Origin of the sequence: Photobacterium sp. NCIMB 13483 (genome assembly GCF_003025475.1) — a bacterium.
Classification (GTDB): domain Bacteria; phylum Pseudomonadota; class Gammaproteobacteria; order Enterobacterales; family Vibrionaceae; genus Photobacterium; species Photobacterium piscicola.
Map to the genome: position 1 here is coordinate 16,957 of NZ_PYLV01000029.1, position 13,766 is coordinate 30,722.

The 13,766-nt window shown below is 39.9% G+C and carries 16 protein-coding genes; 6 read left to right on the forward strand and 10 right to left on the reverse strand.

Annotated features, from left to right (window positions below):
- The first annotated feature begins 156 nt into the window (after window positions 1–156).
- The gene (gene upp / locus C9I86_RS17550) at window positions 157–783 is read left to right on the forward strand and encodes a uracil phosphoribosyltransferase (protein WP_061000219.1); all 627 of its coding nucleotides are present in this window, start codon (window positions 157–159) and stop codon (window positions 781–783) included.
- Between the two features lie 93 nt (window positions 784–876).
- Here the strand turns inward: upp and C9I86_RS17555 are convergent, their stop codons facing one another.
- On the reverse strand, window positions 877–2,124 hold the full coding sequence (locus C9I86_RS17555) for a uracil-xanthine permease family protein (protein ID WP_080158137.1): 1,248 nt from the start codon (window positions 2,122–2,124) through the stop codon (window positions 877–879).
- Between the two features lie 276 nt (window positions 2,125–2,400).
- Here C9I86_RS17555 and C9I86_RS17560 point away from each other — a divergent pair, with 276 nt between their 5' ends.
- On the forward strand, window positions 2,401–3,558 hold the full coding sequence (locus tag C9I86_RS17560) for a DUF2066 domain-containing protein (RefSeq protein ID WP_241956913.1): 1,158 nt from the start codon (window positions 2,401–2,403) through the stop codon (window positions 3,556–3,558).
- Window positions 3,559–3,654: 96 nt separating this feature from the next.
- Here C9I86_RS17560 and C9I86_RS17565 read toward each other — a convergent pair whose 3' ends face one another.
- From C9I86_RS17565 to C9I86_RS17580, 4 genes are read right to left on the reverse strand one after another with little or no spacing between them, the layout of a single operon-like run.
- Entirely contained in the window at window positions 3,655–4,077 is a 423-nt protein-coding gene (locus C9I86_RS17565; protein WP_107277075.1) for a DUF2069 domain-containing protein, read from the reverse strand.
- Window positions 4,078–4,091: 14 nt separating this feature from the next.
- Entirely contained in the window at window positions 4,092–4,673 is a 582-nt protein-coding gene (gene wrbA, locus C9I86_RS17570; RefSeq protein WP_107277076.1) for an NAD(P)H:quinone oxidoreductase, read from the reverse strand.
- The gene (gene arsC, locus C9I86_RS17575; protein ID WP_107277077.1) at window positions 4,673–5,029 is read right to left on the reverse strand and encodes an arsenate reductase (glutaredoxin); all 357 of its coding nucleotides are present in this window, start codon (window positions 5,027–5,029) and stop codon (window positions 4,673–4,675) included. The genes wrbA and arsC overlap by 1 nt, the downstream gene beginning before the upstream one ends.
- 29 nt (window positions 5,030–5,058) lie before the next feature.
- Entirely contained in the window at window positions 5,059–6,522 is a 1,464-nt protein-coding gene (locus C9I86_RS17580) for a M48 family metalloprotease (protein WP_107277078.1), read from the reverse strand.
- Window positions 6,523–6,685: 163 nt separating this feature from the next.
- Between C9I86_RS17580 and C9I86_RS17585 the strand changes: the two genes are divergently transcribed.
- Both C9I86_RS17585 and C9I86_RS17590 read left to right on the forward strand, forming a co-directional pair.
- Window positions 6,686–6,940: a sulfurtransferase TusA family protein gene (locus C9I86_RS17585; RefSeq protein ID WP_235865941.1), complete on the forward strand. Its 255-nt coding sequence runs from the start codon at window positions 6,686–6,688 to the stop codon at window positions 6,938–6,940.
- 5 nt (window positions 6,941–6,945) lie between these two features.
- On the forward strand, window positions 6,946–8,016 hold the full coding sequence (locus tag C9I86_RS17590; RefSeq protein WP_107277079.1) for an AI-2E family transporter: 1,071 nt from the start codon (window positions 6,946–6,948) through the stop codon (window positions 8,014–8,016).
- Window positions 8,017–8,092: 76 nt separating this feature from the next.
- Here the strand turns inward: C9I86_RS17590 and bcp are convergent, their stop codons facing one another.
- A complete protein-coding gene (gene bcp, locus C9I86_RS17595) occupies window positions 8,093–8,557 on the reverse strand; it encodes a thioredoxin-dependent thiol peroxidase (protein WP_107277080.1) in 465 nt (154 codons plus the stop codon).
- A 76-nt stretch (window positions 8,558–8,633) separates the two neighbouring features.
- A complete protein-coding gene (locus tag C9I86_RS17600) occupies window positions 8,634–9,170 on the reverse strand; it encodes an ACT domain-containing protein (protein WP_080158129.1) in 537 nt (178 codons plus the stop codon).
- Window positions 9,171–9,529: 359 nt separating this feature from the next.
- Between C9I86_RS17600 and dapA the strand changes: the two genes are divergently transcribed.
- Together dapA and bamC are read left to right on the forward strand one after the other, a co-directional pair.
- Window positions 9,530–10,408, forward strand: coding sequence for a 4-hydroxy-tetrahydrodipicolinate synthase (dapA, locus tag C9I86_RS17605; protein ID WP_080158128.1), 879 nt, complete (start codon window positions 9,530–9,532; stop codon window positions 10,406–10,408).
- 51 nt (window positions 10,409–10,459) lie between these two features.
- Complete coding sequence (gene bamC, locus C9I86_RS17610) at window positions 10,460–11,470, forward strand: outer membrane protein assembly factor BamC (protein WP_107277081.1); 1,011 nt, start codon at window positions 10,460–10,462, stop codon at window positions 11,468–11,470.
- A gap of 86 nt (window positions 11,471–11,556) precedes the next feature.
- Here bamC and lipA read toward each other — a convergent pair whose 3' ends face one another.
- The 3 genes from lipA to ybeD all read right to left on the reverse strand — a co-directional run bounded on the left by lipA (window position 11,557) and on the right by ybeD (window position 13,691).
- The gene (gene lipA, locus C9I86_RS17615; protein ID WP_080158126.1) at window positions 11,557–12,528 is read right to left on the reverse strand and encodes a lipoyl synthase; all 972 of its coding nucleotides are present in this window, start codon (window positions 12,526–12,528) and stop codon (window positions 11,557–11,559) included.
- Entirely contained in the window at window positions 12,525–13,175 is a 651-nt protein-coding gene (gene lipB, locus C9I86_RS17620) for a lipoyl(octanoyl) transferase LipB (RefSeq protein ID WP_080158125.1), read from the reverse strand. Before lipB ends, lipA begins: the two co-directional genes overlap by 4 nt.
- Before the next feature lie 234 nt (window positions 13,176–13,409).
- Window positions 13,410–13,691, reverse strand: coding sequence for a DUF493 family protein YbeD (gene ybeD / locus C9I86_RS17625; RefSeq protein WP_061000189.1), 282 nt, complete (start codon window positions 13,689–13,691; stop codon window positions 13,410–13,412).
- Between the last annotated feature and the right edge of the window lie 75 nt (window positions 13,692–13,766).

Consider the following 13,766-nt stretch of genomic DNA (forward strand, 5'->3'; position numbering starts at 1 on the left):
CCAGCAGTCCTCATAGTAGAGCAAACGTTTGCGTCAAATTGTTGTAGCAATTAAATTTTAATCAATTACGCATTTGAGACTATCGGCAATCGATTGGCTTGGTATATAATGCTGCGATTTTTTTATTTTTTTATAATTTAGTTCCCAGGAGTCGAGATGAAAGTCGTTGAGGTGAAACACCCACTGGTTAAACATAAGATTGGTCTTATGCGTGAAGGTGATATTAGCACTAAGCGTTTTCGTGAATTGGCCACCGAAGTTGGCAGCCTACTAACGTATGAAGCGACTTCAGACTTCGAAACAGAAAAAGTGATGATTGAAGGCTGGAATGGCCCAGTAGAAATCGATCAACTAAAAGGTAAAAAAGTGACTGTAGTGCCAATTCTTCGTGCGGGTTTAGGCATGATGGACGGTGTATTAGAGCATATGCCAAGTGCACGTATTAGTGTTGTTGGTATCTACCGTGATGAAGAAACACTAGAGCCTGTACCTTACTTTAATAAATTAGCCTCAAACATTGATGAGCGTATTGCACTTGTTGTTGATCCAATGCTAGCAACTGGCGGTTCAATGATTGCAACGCTTGATCTATTAAAAGAACATGGTTGTACTCAATTTAAGGTATTGGTACTTGTTGCGGCACCTGAAGGTATTGCAGCACTAGAAAAAGCACACCCAGATGTAGAGCTATACACTGCGGCTATTGATGAGAAGCTAAATGACAAGGGATATATTGTTCCTGGTCTTGGCGATGCTGGTGATAAAATCTTTGGTACTAAATAATTTTAGTATTGATTATCGCTGATATAAAAAAACCGGACTGATATGTCCGGTTTTTTATTTAGGGTAATAAATTATAAATAATAACGACAGTCATTACAGATGTTCAGTATCTTCCACTTGCATACTGGTTGCATCTTCACCTAAATCATGCGGTAAAATCAGGTTTAATAAAATAGCGACTATGCCACAAAGGCTAATGCCTTGAAGACTAAATTCACCAATACCAAATGCCATGCCACCAATACCAAATACAAGTGTTACTGCAACAATAACTAAGTTTCTTGGTTTATGAAGATTAACTTGATGAGTAATTAAAGTATTAAGACCAACCGTTGCGATTGAGCCAAATAATAAAATCATAATACCGCCCATCACAGGCACTGGAATTGTTTGCAATATAGCGCCCAGTTTTCCGACAAACGCTAATACAATGGCCGTAACCGCTGCCCATGTCATAATCACAGGATTAAAGGCTTTGGTTAACATAACGGCACCAGTCACTTCTGAATAGGTTGTGTTTGGTGGTGCGCCCATTAATGATGCTGCAATCGTTGCTATACCATCACCAGCCATTGTACGGTGAAGCCCGGGCTTTTTAAGATAATCTTTACCGGTTACGTTGGATATTGCGAGCATATCACCGACATGTTCTACCGCCGGTGCAATCGCTACGGGAATCATAAATAGTACGGCATTAAGATTAAATTCTGGAAAAGTGAAATTTGGCATTGCCAGCCAACTTGCTTGAATAACTGGTGTGAAATCAACAACGCCAAAGCCAAGGCTGGTAATGTAACCGGCTGTGATACCTCCGACAATTGGTACTAATTTTAAAATCCCTTTAGCAAACACACTTAAACTGATTGTTACAATCAGAGAAATAGCAGAAATCCATAATGCAACATCATGAGCGACAAGCTGTACGTCACCGCCACCCGTTTTACCTACCGCCATATTGACAGCAGCAGGAGCTAAGCCTAGACCAATTACCATGATGACCGGGCCCACAACAACGGGAGGTAATAGACGGTGTATAAAGCCGACCCCTCTAATTTTAATAATGCATCCCATAATGACATACACGACACCTGCCATCATTAATCCGCCCATAGTGCTTGCAACACCCCATGTTTGAATGCCATACATCATTGGAGCAATAAAGGCGAAAGATGAGGCTAAAAAAATGGGAACAGAACGTTTAGTGACGATCTGAAATAATAGTGTGCCAGCACCTGCGCCAAATAAGGCAACATTAGGATCAAGTCCAGTTAATAACGGAACCAGAACTAATGCTCCAAATGCTACAAATAACATTTGCGCACCTTGAAGAACCTGCATCATGATATTCATCTCTGAGTAAAAAAAAATCGCGTGATCCTAGCATGGAAGCAAACGATAACCTAGATGAATGAAAGATAAAAAATGCTCATGATTGTGTGAATTTAGAACGAATGGCGTTTTCTTTGCATGGGAAGAGTTATTAGGCAGTTTAAAATGTGAGTTATAGAATCATATTCTCGAATTTGTCGAGTGAATTATTCACACTCTGCGCTATGATACGGCACCAATGGTGAAACCTGTTGTCTGCTTTAATAGGTCTATTTTTTTGAGTTAACCATGAGTCTTACTATGTTGCGATTTGCATTATTATTTTTAGCCGTATTGGCTTTGCCAGTACAAGCTGCGACGGTGAATGATCTTTATCAAACCCAAGTTACTTTGATTGGGAATGATCAACAAGCAGATCAAGCTGCTCGCGAACAAGGATTAGCGAATGTGTTGGTGAAAATATCAGGTAATACTGATGTTCTTGATAACGCAGCAATTAAAACCGCGATTACTAACAGTGGTCACTATATTAGTCAGTTTGGTTACAGCCAAGTGAATGGTCAGCGGGCCATTGATTTAAGTTTTGATAAACACCAAATTAAGCAATTGCTGATTAAATCAAAAGCAAGTATTTGGAAAGATCAACGTCCAAATATTTTAGTATGGATGGTTGATAGCGATGGTCAACAACGTAATATTTTGTGGGATCAATCAACTAATGGGTTGGTGAACGACACCAAACAAGCGGCGGACAGTCGAGGTTTACCATTAACGTTCCCTGTTGGTGACATGACTGATGCAACAGCGGTCAATGCGTCAGATTTATGGGGTGATTTTATTGATCCTATTGCCTCTGCTAGCGCACATTATAATGCTGATGGATTATTGCTGGTTAAAGCACAACAACAGCCTGACGGAAATGTTAGCTTAAATTGGCAGTTTTACCCACAACAGCCAAGCAAAATAGCAACGACAGAGACACAGCCGATTAGTGGCACAACATCGGGTACATTAGCGCAGACCTCAACTAAGATGATTAATCAAGTGACTGATTATCTAGCTAAGAAATATGCCGTTGTTTTAGGTGGCGCAGCGGGGGGGAATATTAATATTGAAGTTGATAATATTCACTCAACAGAAAACTTTTTTGCATTAGAAAAAATGCTCAATGGTTTAACGACAGTGCACAGCGCGAATGCCATGAGAATTAAAGGCAATAGTGTTATTTTTCAATTGAATCTTCAAGGTTCTGAGCAGGCGTTCCATCAAGAAATTAGCCACGATGATCAAATTCGTCAAACTCAATCTGGTGTAGCTTTTGCGGCTGACCCTGCGGTATCAACACCAGTAACAGCAACTTCGACAGCGGCAACTACACCGTCTTCTGTGCCTGCAGTGAGCGTATTAACAGTAACACCACAAAATATTTATTATTGGAATAGCTGATAGCGTCGCATTATAACAATAGCGTGATCGTTAAATCTAAGCCTCGGTAATGATACCGAGGCTTTTTTTGATATTTTTAGCGGTGACGGCAGTTAATTAATCGTTATAACGGGTTCGCTCTTCACGCTCAACTAGTGATAATCGTTTTAATTTTATGCCTAGCTCTTTAGCGCGTAAACGTGCAAACAGAATGTTACTAACAAAGCAAACACTAACAATAATCAACTCGATGATAGCTAATCCTTGTTCTCCATCATTGAGGGTGATAAGCGTAACGGCATGCAGAACATAAAACAGTAAAATAAAATTTGCCCACGCATGGGTATAAGGTTTTGCTGCCAGCATTCCGAGTAAGGGGAATAATAAGGGGATGACCCATAATGCGGTAATGATGAGGGCTGATAATTGAGGATGAGGCGATAACAATAATTGCCATAGGCCAATAAAAATAATCAAACTACAATGACTGAATAATGCAGTTTGACGACAGAAATAGGTCAATCGTTGCATTTTGGGCATGAAGATTCCTTTTCTTAGCCGTTTAATTTACATGCTGTGGTTGCTAAACGCCGTCCAATGGCTTGAGCAAGTGCTATTTCATCTGGGTGTAATTGTTTATTTGTGCCGTTATTAACATGCGATGCGCCATAAGGTGTACCGCCATGGTGCGTTGTATGTAATAACGGTTCAGAGTAGGGAATACCAACAATTAGCATTCCATGATGTAACAACGGTAACATCATAGATTGTAGCGTTGTTTCTTGTCCCCCGTGTAATGATGACGATGAGGTAAACACACAGGCAGGCTTACCAATTAAGGTACCTGATAGCCATTCAGCACTGGTACTGTCTAAAAAGTGCTTGAGTGGCGCTGCCATATTGCCAAATCTAACCGGACTTCCCATCGCCATGGCTGCACACTGTTTGAGATCATCATGACTGACAATGGGGTCGGACGCTGTTGCTAGCTGTGATGTGGCTGCTGTTGAAATGTCAGCCACGGTTCTTAGTACTGCTTCACAATCTGTTATTTGCTCAATACCACGGCCAATATGACGTGCTAATTGACGCGTATTGCCATGAAGACTGTAATAGAGCACTAAGATTTTAGTCATTATAAAATACTCAATACATGCTCAGGTGGACGGCCCATTGCCGCTTTATCATTGTCACTGTTAACCACAATCGGACGTTCAAGTAATTTAGGGTATGACACTATTGCTTCAAATAAAGTGTGATCCGTGAGTGTTTCCACATCGAGTTGTTGTTCTTTATATTGTTGTTCTTTAGTACGCATCATTTCACGGACATTGTTATAGCCAAGTTGGCGGTAAAGCTGTTGAAGTTGTTCAATTGTCAGTGGTGTATCTAAGTAATGAATTACTGTGGGAGTGATACCTTGCTCTGTCAGTATGGCTAATGTTTCGCGGCTTTTTGAACAACGTGGATTGTGATAAATAGTGATGGTCATAATAAATTCCTTATAAATAAAAAGAGCCACTAAAAAGAAGAACGTAAAGCTTCAAATTTGACTTGTTGAAGGCGAAGTTGATCCAATCGTGCATCATAACGTGCTTGATCAAGAGAGCCTAGTTTTGCTCGTTGCGCCGCTTGAGTGTAGTTGCTAATTGCTAGCCCCCATTGAGCACGTAATGCTGCTAATTCTCCCATCGCCGCTAATTCACCATCTCGTTGATTCTGTTTAGCATAATTTTGCGCTAATAATGCCCAGCCATTAATATCATTGGGATGTTGATAGCTATAGCGGTTCAATATTTTAATGCTTTGTTGATAACGTTGAGCTTCAAATAAGGCATTAGCTAAATTTAACTGTAATACGCTACTTTCTGGTTGATATTGTAAGGCACTTTCTAAACGGTTTATCGCTTTGTCATAGTGTTTTTGGTAGAGATTTAAATCTGTAACGGCATCTATGTAAAAAGCATTATTTGGCTCAGCTGCAAGGAGTGGCAATAATAATTGCTGGGCTTTAGCGTATTGACCACTATCAAGATAAACCAATCCTTTACCATAGTTCAGTTCTTTACGTTGATTAACTGGCGTCTTTTTAAGTTCAGCGTTAAACCAGTTTAAGGCTGATGTTTGGCTAAAACCGACATAGCGAGCCACCATTCGTGATTTTGCTAATAGGTAGCGTTCTGAAGGCGGTAATCTTACCACTGAATAGTTATTAGCACGTAAGCGACTGTCAGTTATACGTGATTCAGGTAATGGGTGGCTGAGTAACATTGCTGGTAGTTTAGTGGTATAGCGGTATTGTTCAGCTAACCGTTCAAAAAAATGTGGCATGGCTTGTGGATTAAATCCAGCCTTAGCGAGGGTGGATATGCCAATGCGATCCGCTTCTTTTTCATTACTACGGGTGTGATTTAACATACCTTGCATTGAGATGGCAGTGGTTGCATGGAGTGCTGCTATTCCTGCTTCTGGTGCTGCAATTGTTAATAGTAGCGAGCCTAGCATTGCTGCCATTGTTGCTGGATTTTTTTTCGCTTGATCTTCTAATGAACGTGCAAGGTGACGTTGGGTGACGTGAGCAATTTCATGTGCGATAACTGAGGCGAGTTCACTTTCAGTTTTGGCATGTAAAAATAATCCTGAGTGAATACCAATATTGCCACCAAAGAGTGCGAAGGCATTGATCTCATAATTTTTAATTAAGAAAAAATTAAATGGGGTTTTAACACCGTCAGCATTAGCGGCTAATTTATGCCCAAGATCTTGAATATATTCTGATAATACGGGGTCATTAATAATAGGACGACTGGCACGCATCATACGCATGTACATCTCACCATATTCAATTTCTTTATCAATAGTGAGGGTTGATGCTGCTGTGGTACCAATATCAGGCAAAGAGGCATTATTCGCTATAGCTGGCAAGCTTGTTGTTAGCAAGGCTGACAGTAAGAGATAAGTTGGTGCTTTAGCAAATTGGAACATATAAGTAATACAACCACCATGTCGATTAATATGGGATAACGGGGTAATTATCGATAACCTTCTGCGTTGTTATGACAGCGAATTTTAGCTTAGGTTCGCTATTGTTATATTTCGTCTTGTGGTTATCTCGCTTATTCCTTGCGGTTAAGGTTACAATACGATAATGGATAATCACTGTCACGCAATTGGAATGGAAATCCTAACACTTGATCTCATGGCTCACCGTTGTCCATTAGCATTATTGATGGTAAAGCGAGAATGTCGCGATTTATTGTCGACCCAGAAACTTGAAATTAAGGTTTTAGCCGACGGCACTCAAATGGATATTATTCGTTATTTAAAAAACAATGGATTTATTCTTGATATACAGGCTGAAAATACCTATCAGCTGGTTATTATTGTGAAAAAAGGACTGTAATTTTCATGCTGCATATGTTTAAAAATTGGTATCAGCGCCGATTCTCTGATCCTCATGCTGTGAGTTTAATGATCATTTTAGCCGGTGCTTTTTTAACCTTGTATTTCTTTGGTGGGTTAATCACGCCATTGTTGGTTGCGATTGTGTTAGCGTATCTGCTTGAATCACCTGTTGCTCGCCTTACTCAATGGGGCTTACCGCGAACAATTTCCGTTGCTATCGTGCTGATTATCTTTGCTGGATTAATGGTATTGGCTTTATTTGGTTTAGTACCCACTATCTGGCATCAAATTACCAATTTAAGTGCTGATGTACCAAAAATGTTTAATGATTTACAGGTTTATGTCTCAAGTTTACCTGAACGTTATCCTGATTTTGTACAGCCGCACCAAGTGACAGTATTAACCGATACTTTACGTGAAAAAGTATTAGCCGTTGGCGGCAGTGTCGTTAAAGGATCTCTTTCTTCATTAGTGAGCTTAGCTACTCTTGGTGTCTATTTGATTTTAGTGCCATTATTAATCTTCTTTTTATTAAAAGATAAAGACACGATTTTACGTTCATTTATTGACGTTTTACCGAGTAATCGTCGTTTAGCGAGTAAAGTGAGTGCTGAGATGAATCAGCAAATCTCTAATTATATTCGTGGCAAAGTGATTGAAATTTTTATTGTTGGTATCGCCAGTTATATCGTGTTTGTGGTGATGGGGCTTCAATATGCAGCCTTACTTGGTGTGTTAGTCGGCTTATCCGTTTTAATTCCTTATATCGGTGCCGCTGCCGTTACAATACCTGTTGCGATGGTTGGTTTATTCCAATGGGGATGGACACCTGAGTTCTGGTGGTTACTTGCAGCATACGGTATTGTCCAAGCATTAGATGGTAATGTTTTAGTCCCCGTACTGTTTTCTGAGGCAGTTAATTTACACCCTGTGGCAATTATAGTTGCAGTGTTGGTGTTTGGTGGTCTGTGGGGATTCTGGGGCGTCTTCTTTGCGATTCCATTAGCAACTTTAGTCAAAGCTGTGTGGGGCGCATTAGTAATGAAAGAAACTGTCCCACCAGTGAGTTATTAAAACGGCTTGATACAAATAATCATCAATAAAAAAGGCCTTGATTGGCCTTTTTTATTTAAGGATCGTTATAACAATATTACTGATTAAGGTAATCCAACACTACTTGATGATGATCTTTGGTTTTAAATTTATTAAATACGTGCTCAATTTTGCCATGCTCATCAATTAAGAAGCTGATGCGGTGCAAACCATCGTACACTTTACCCATGAACTTTTTCTCACCCCAAACACCAAATTGATCAGCCACTGCATGATCTTCATCTGATAATAAGGTGAAATTAAGATTGTCTCGTTCAATAAATTTAGGTAACCGCTTAACGGGATCAATACTGATGCCTAAAACAACCACGTTATGTGCATCGAGTTCGGCTTTGCTATCACGTAAGCCACAAGCTTGAACCGTACAGCCAGGTGTCATTGCTTTAGGATAGAAATAAGCCAATACTTTCTTACCCGCAAAGTCACGTAAACTGATGGGCTGGTTATCTTGGTTAAGTAAGGTAAAAACGGGGGCGAGCATTCCCGGTGTTAATGTATTCATGCAGCGGTCCTTATTAATAAGTTATAAACACAAATTTAAATGTGTTGTTATGGTGGACTGTTGAAAGAGAATAATATCAGTGATGACCTATAAAGTTGACTGTGCCGTGAGCATTGAGCTGCTTACAGAGTGCTTCATATTCTTCTTGTAGACTCATTAAATTACAATCTTCAGGTAAATTAGTACTGATTTGAAGGACTAATTTATTGTCGATATCATCATGGCCATTTTCAATCGTATTGGCACTCAGGGTTGAAATATCAATCTTGCGACTCGCAATAAAATGCGTGAAATGCTTAATCAACCCTGGGCTATCTTTTGCTTCAATATGAAAATCAGCCGTGTATGGAAAGAAACGAGAAATATGTTTATTGGTGCGTTTCATTACCGTGATTAAGTCGTGTTCTTGGCCTTTAAGGGGCAATGTAGACTCGATTCTTGAGATCGCATTGCTATTGCCTGAAAGTAACATAATCAGGGTGAATTCTGAGCCAAAAAGAGCAATTCGACTATCAATGATATTACAGCCACTGTTTGCGACAAGATGGGTGATCTCATCGGTGATACCTGGGCGGTCAGTACCTACAGCTGTTATTACGAGGTAATGTTCCATATTTAGCGCCATATTTTCGTGATCATTACTAGCATGTTAGCACAGACTCATTATTCCAATGAGTGCAATTCACCATCAATAATCACAAAATTTTTTATTATAATTGTAGGGTTAACAATAATAATGACTCAAAAAAAACATTTTTAGGGATAAGATACGTAAAACATTGCTGATGGGCTTAACATGAATACGATAAAGCGCGTCAGTTAACGGTTTTCAGTCACCCTTTGCTTGAGTTTATAGCCATGCAAAAGTACCATGACTTATTAACTAGCTATATACCGTAACCATTTTTAATGATTGGTTGTTAATGTTGTTAGTTTAGAATTGTTACGATATATAAAACAGGGGAGACAGACATGTTTTCAGGAAGCATGGTAGCACTATTAACACCATTTGATCCTTCAGGCGAAGTTGATTATATCGGCCTTAAGAAATTGGTCGATTACCACATTGCAGCAGGTACAACTGCAATTATTGCCGTGGGAACAACAGGTGAATCAACAACACTAACGGTTGACGAACACATTAAAGTTGTTTTAAAAACATTAGAGTATGTTGATGGGCGTATTCCTGTTATTGCAGGTACGGGTGCAAATGCAACCCATGAAGCAATAACCATTACTAAACTGTTTTCTGGTACGGGAATTGCTGCCTGTTTAAGTGTGACACCATACTATAATAAACCAACCCAAGAAGGTTTATACCAACACTATAAAGCCATTGCTGAATCGACGGATATACCACAAATCTTATATAATGTACCGGGTCGTACTGCGGTTGATTTATTGCCTGAAACTGTTGCTCGTTTAGCAAAACTTGACAACATTATTGGTATTAAAGACGCAACAGGTGATATTACTCGCGTTAAAAAAACACGGGAACTTTGTGGCGCAGATTTTATCCAACTAAGCGGTGATGATGCAACTGCGGTTGATTTTGTTGCTGAAGGTGGTCATGGCGTTATTTCTGTTACTGCAAATATTGTTGCAGCAGAAATGGCGACAATGTTTAACCTTGCTTTAGAAGGTAACATTGATGCGGCTCAAGAGATCAATCAACGTTTAATGCCGTTACACACCAAACTGTTTGTTGAAGCTAACCCTATTCCCGTTAAGTGGGCTGCTCATCAAATGGGGTTAATTGAACACGATAACTTACGACTTCCGCTTACTGTTTTAAGCGAATCACAGCAGCCTGTTGTTAAACAAGCACTTATTGATGCTAACGTATTATAATACGTAGTTATTCATTCGTGGTTGTAACAATCTAGGAGCGCAGGAGCATAAATGAATTATAAATACCGGCTAGCATTAGCCGCCGTCGTAGTGACAACGATCACCGCATGTTCTAGTGGTACGGATAGTCGTCGACAGGCAGCGCAAGATTTTAATTATCTTAATACGCCATCGCTTGAGAGTTGGACGTTGCCGGCAGGGGCTCAACCCTTTAGTAATACTAACTATGCGATCCCGCAACAGGTTTATAAAGGCGAAGTGGGCACTAAGGTTGATATTCGTCCACCACTACAAGTGCTAGAATTGATTCCAGGAGTCACTTCTGCGATTGATCAGCAAGGCGTAACCTTGTTTATGCCATCGTCAAATGATCTGATGAAGATCTGGCGTGTGACACAAAAGCTGATCACAGATAATAATGTCGGTATTATAAAACAAAGCGCTGATCGTATTGATACTGATTGGGTTTCTTGGACTAATGATGACGAAGATACCAAGATCAGTAGCCGTTACACGATAGAAAAAACGCCTAACATTAATAGCTACCGTATTACGCTAACTGATTGGCGTGAAAATGGTGATGTGAAATCAGTTAGTACAGATAATAAGCGTCGCTACAGCATTTTAATGACCAATTTAGTGATGTCTAAGTACGACAATATGGCTCGTGAGCAAGCGCGTTTAGCGGCAGCTGAGCAATTGAAAAACATTCCAGTAGTAATGGGAACCGATCGTAGTGGTTTACCGATTATTATTGCGCGTGCGTCGTATGAAGATATGTGGGAACGCTTACCTGCAATGCTACAACAGTTAGGCTTTACTATTGAAGATCGTAATCGTTCACAAGGTCTAATTGAAGTTAAATACCGTCAACCTGATGATGCGTTTTGGACTCAGTTAGGTACGAAGCCGATGAATTTAACCAATGACAAATATCGTATTTTAGTTGGTGATCTAGGTAATCGTACATCATTGAACATTACTGATAACGAAGGTAAGCCAGTAACAGTTTCTGTATTAGATTCTATTGCTCCTGTATTTGGCGCTGCTTTTGCTAAATAATTAACCTTGTGGTTTAGTTGTTAAAAAACCGCTTTAGTGCAGACTAAAGCGGTTTTTTTATGGAAATTAATGAACGAATTAATTCATTATTTAATTTCGACACCTTGAGCTTGTAAGTCGGCATGGTAAGACGAACGTACAAATGGACCACAAGCCGCATGTGTAAAACCAAGATCAAGTGCAATTTGTTTTAGCTCGTCAAACTCTTCAGGCGGCACGTAACGTTCAACCGGTAAGTGATGACGACTTGGTGCAAGGTATTGACCAAGGGTTAGCATAGTAACGCCATGAGCGCGCAAATCTTTTAGAACTTGAATTATTTCTTCTTTGGTTTCACCCAGTCCCATCATAACGCCTGATTTTGTTGGTACTGTTGGGTGAATTTCTTTAAATTTCTTTAATAAATCCAATGACCATTGATAGTTTGCTCCAGGACGTGCCTTACGGTATAAGCGTGGTGCAGTTTCTAGGTTATGGTTAAATACATCTGGCGCTGTATCTTGAAAAATATCCAGTGCGCGATCCATACGACCACGGAAATCAGGCACTAGGGTTTCAATATGAATTTGTGGGCTTTTAGCTCTAATGGCATTAATACAATCAACAAAATGTTGTGCGCCACCATCACGAAGATCATCACGGTCTACAGATGTTACAACCACATAGCGTAATTTCATATCCGCAATGGTTTGAGCTAAATGACTTGGCTCTTCAGCATTAGGTGCTAATGGACGACCATGGGCAACATCACAAAACGGGCAACGGCGTGTACAAATGGCACCTAAAATCATAAAGGTAGCGGTGCCATGGTTAAAACACTCAGCCAAATTTGGGCATGATGCTTCTTCACAAACAGAATGCAGGTTATTTTTGCGTAGGGCTGATTTTATTTCTTGAATGCGCTTACTGTCAGATGGCAGTTTTATTTTCATCCATGAAGGCTTACGTAACACGTCTTTGGGTGCTTCTTCTTGGGCTACATTACGTACCGGAATTAATGCCATTTTATCTGCATCACGGTATTTAACGCCTTGTTCAATTTTAATTGGTTTGCTCATAGTTGATTGCTTTCCGTCATCCACTCGACTTGTGAGTAGTCGAGTAATTTTGTTAATTCTTCAATGAGTACCGGCTGAACTTCCATCAGTTCACTCGGGCCGTTTAATGATGCTGTTTGCGTCATTTCCATTCCAGCGTAGCCACAAGGGTTGATACGTTGGAATGGGGCCAAATCCATATTTATATTAAGTGCCAGACCATGAAAAGAGCAGCCGCGTCTGATGCGTAATCCTAATGAACATATCTTGCGATTGTCGACATAGACACCTGGTGCATCAGGGCGAGCATTAGATGTAATCCCAAATTGAGATAGTGTATTTATAATTGTGTTTTCGATGTGGCTGACTAGGTCACGAACACTGAGTTTTTTTCTGCGTAAGTTAATCAATATATAAGCAACTTGCTGACCTGGACCATGATATGTCACCTGACCTCCACGATCACTTTGGACGACGGGAATTTCACCTGTGTTGAGTAGATGTTCTTCCTTGCCAGCTTGACCTTGAGTAAAGACGGGGTGATGTTCAACCAACCATACTTCATCGACTGAGTTATCAGTGCGGTCATTGGTGAATTGATGCATAGCATCAAAGGTGGTTTGGTAATCACAACGGCCCATATTTCTAATAATAAGAGATTTTTGCAAATTTGTGCCTATTTATTGATATAACGCAAAGCGCCATTTACTGGCTGTGAACCAGACCATTATACCTAAACTGTTCAAAGATGCATGATTAACCCGTTATTCAGGGCTTATTAATAGTTTTAAGAGTTATGTGGTGAAGTGAAAATAGAGGAAAAATAGCAAGAAATGCGTAAAAAGAAGGAGGGGGGATAAAAAAGAATGGCGACTTATAAGAAGCCGCCATCTGACTTGCTATTATAGAACAACACGCACGATATCGATCGCGCCAAGTTCTTTATATAGTGTTTCAATCTGTTCAATATTAGTAGCATTAACCGTTACAGAGACTGCGGTATAAGTCCCTTTACTGCTTGGCTTTGTCGTTGGAACGTAATCACCAGGGATTGTTTTTTGAATAACTTCAACAACACGATCAGCCAATTCTGGCTTATTCTCACCCATAACTTTAAAGGCAAAGCTACAAGGGAATTCAAGTAGATCTTTAAGTTTTGGTTGCTCTTTATTTAAATCTTGCATAATAGAACTCCAAGGTTCAGGTTTCTCTGGCTTTACACCGTGGTATAGATCACAAATCACGGTAATATGCAGGCA

Bases quoted from the DNA above. Each gene is read 5' to 3' on its own strand.
- upp (WP_061000219.1), top strand. From the start codon at position 157: ATGAAAGTCGTTGAGGTGAAACACCCACTGGTTAAACATAAGATTGGT.
- C9I86_RS17555 (WP_080158137.1), bottom strand. From the start codon at position 2,124: ATGATGCAGGTTCTTCAAGGTGCGCAAATGTTATTTGTAGCATTTGGA.
- C9I86_RS17560 (WP_241956913.1), top strand. From the start codon at position 2,401: ATGAGTCTTACTATGTTGCGATTTGCATTATTATTTTTAGCCGTATTG.
- C9I86_RS17565 (WP_107277075.1), bottom strand. From the start codon at position 4,077: ATGCCCAAAATGCAACGATTGACCTATTTCTGTCGTCAAACTGCATTA.
- wrbA (WP_107277076.1), bottom strand. From the start codon at position 4,673: ATGACTAAAATCTTAGTGCTCTATTACAGTCTTCATGGCAATACGCGT.
- arsC (WP_107277077.1), bottom strand. From the start codon at position 5,029: ATGACCATCACTATTTATCACAATCCACGTTGTTCAAAAAGCCGCGAA.
- C9I86_RS17580 (WP_107277078.1), bottom strand. From the start codon at position 6,522: ATGTTCCAATTTGCTAAAGCACCAACTTATCTCTTACTGTCAGCCTTG.
- C9I86_RS17585 (WP_235865941.1), top strand. From the start codon at position 6,686: ATGGATAATCACTGTCACGCAATTGGAATGGAAATCCTAACACTTGAT.
- C9I86_RS17590 (WP_107277079.1), top strand. From the start codon at position 6,946: ATGCTGCATATGTTTAAAAATTGGTATCAGCGCCGATTCTCTGATCCT.
- bcp (WP_107277080.1), bottom strand. From the start codon at position 8,557: ATGAATACATTAACACCGGGAATGCTCGCCCCCGTTTTTACCTTACTT.
- C9I86_RS17600 (WP_080158129.1), bottom strand. From the start codon at position 9,170: ATGGAACATTACCTCGTAATAACAGCTGTAGGTACTGACCGCCCAGGT.
- dapA (WP_080158128.1), top strand. From the start codon at position 9,530: ATGTTTTCAGGAAGCATGGTAGCACTATTAACACCATTTGATCCTTCA.
- bamC (WP_107277081.1), top strand. From the start codon at position 10,460: ATGAATTATAAATACCGGCTAGCATTAGCCGCCGTCGTAGTGACAACG.
- lipA (WP_080158126.1), bottom strand. From the start codon at position 12,528: ATGAGCAAACCAATTAAAATTGAACAAGGCGTTAAATACCGTGATGCA.
- ybeD (WP_061000189.1), bottom strand. From the start codon at position 13,691: ATGCAAGATTTAAATAAAGAGCAACCAAAACTTAAAGATCTACTTGAA.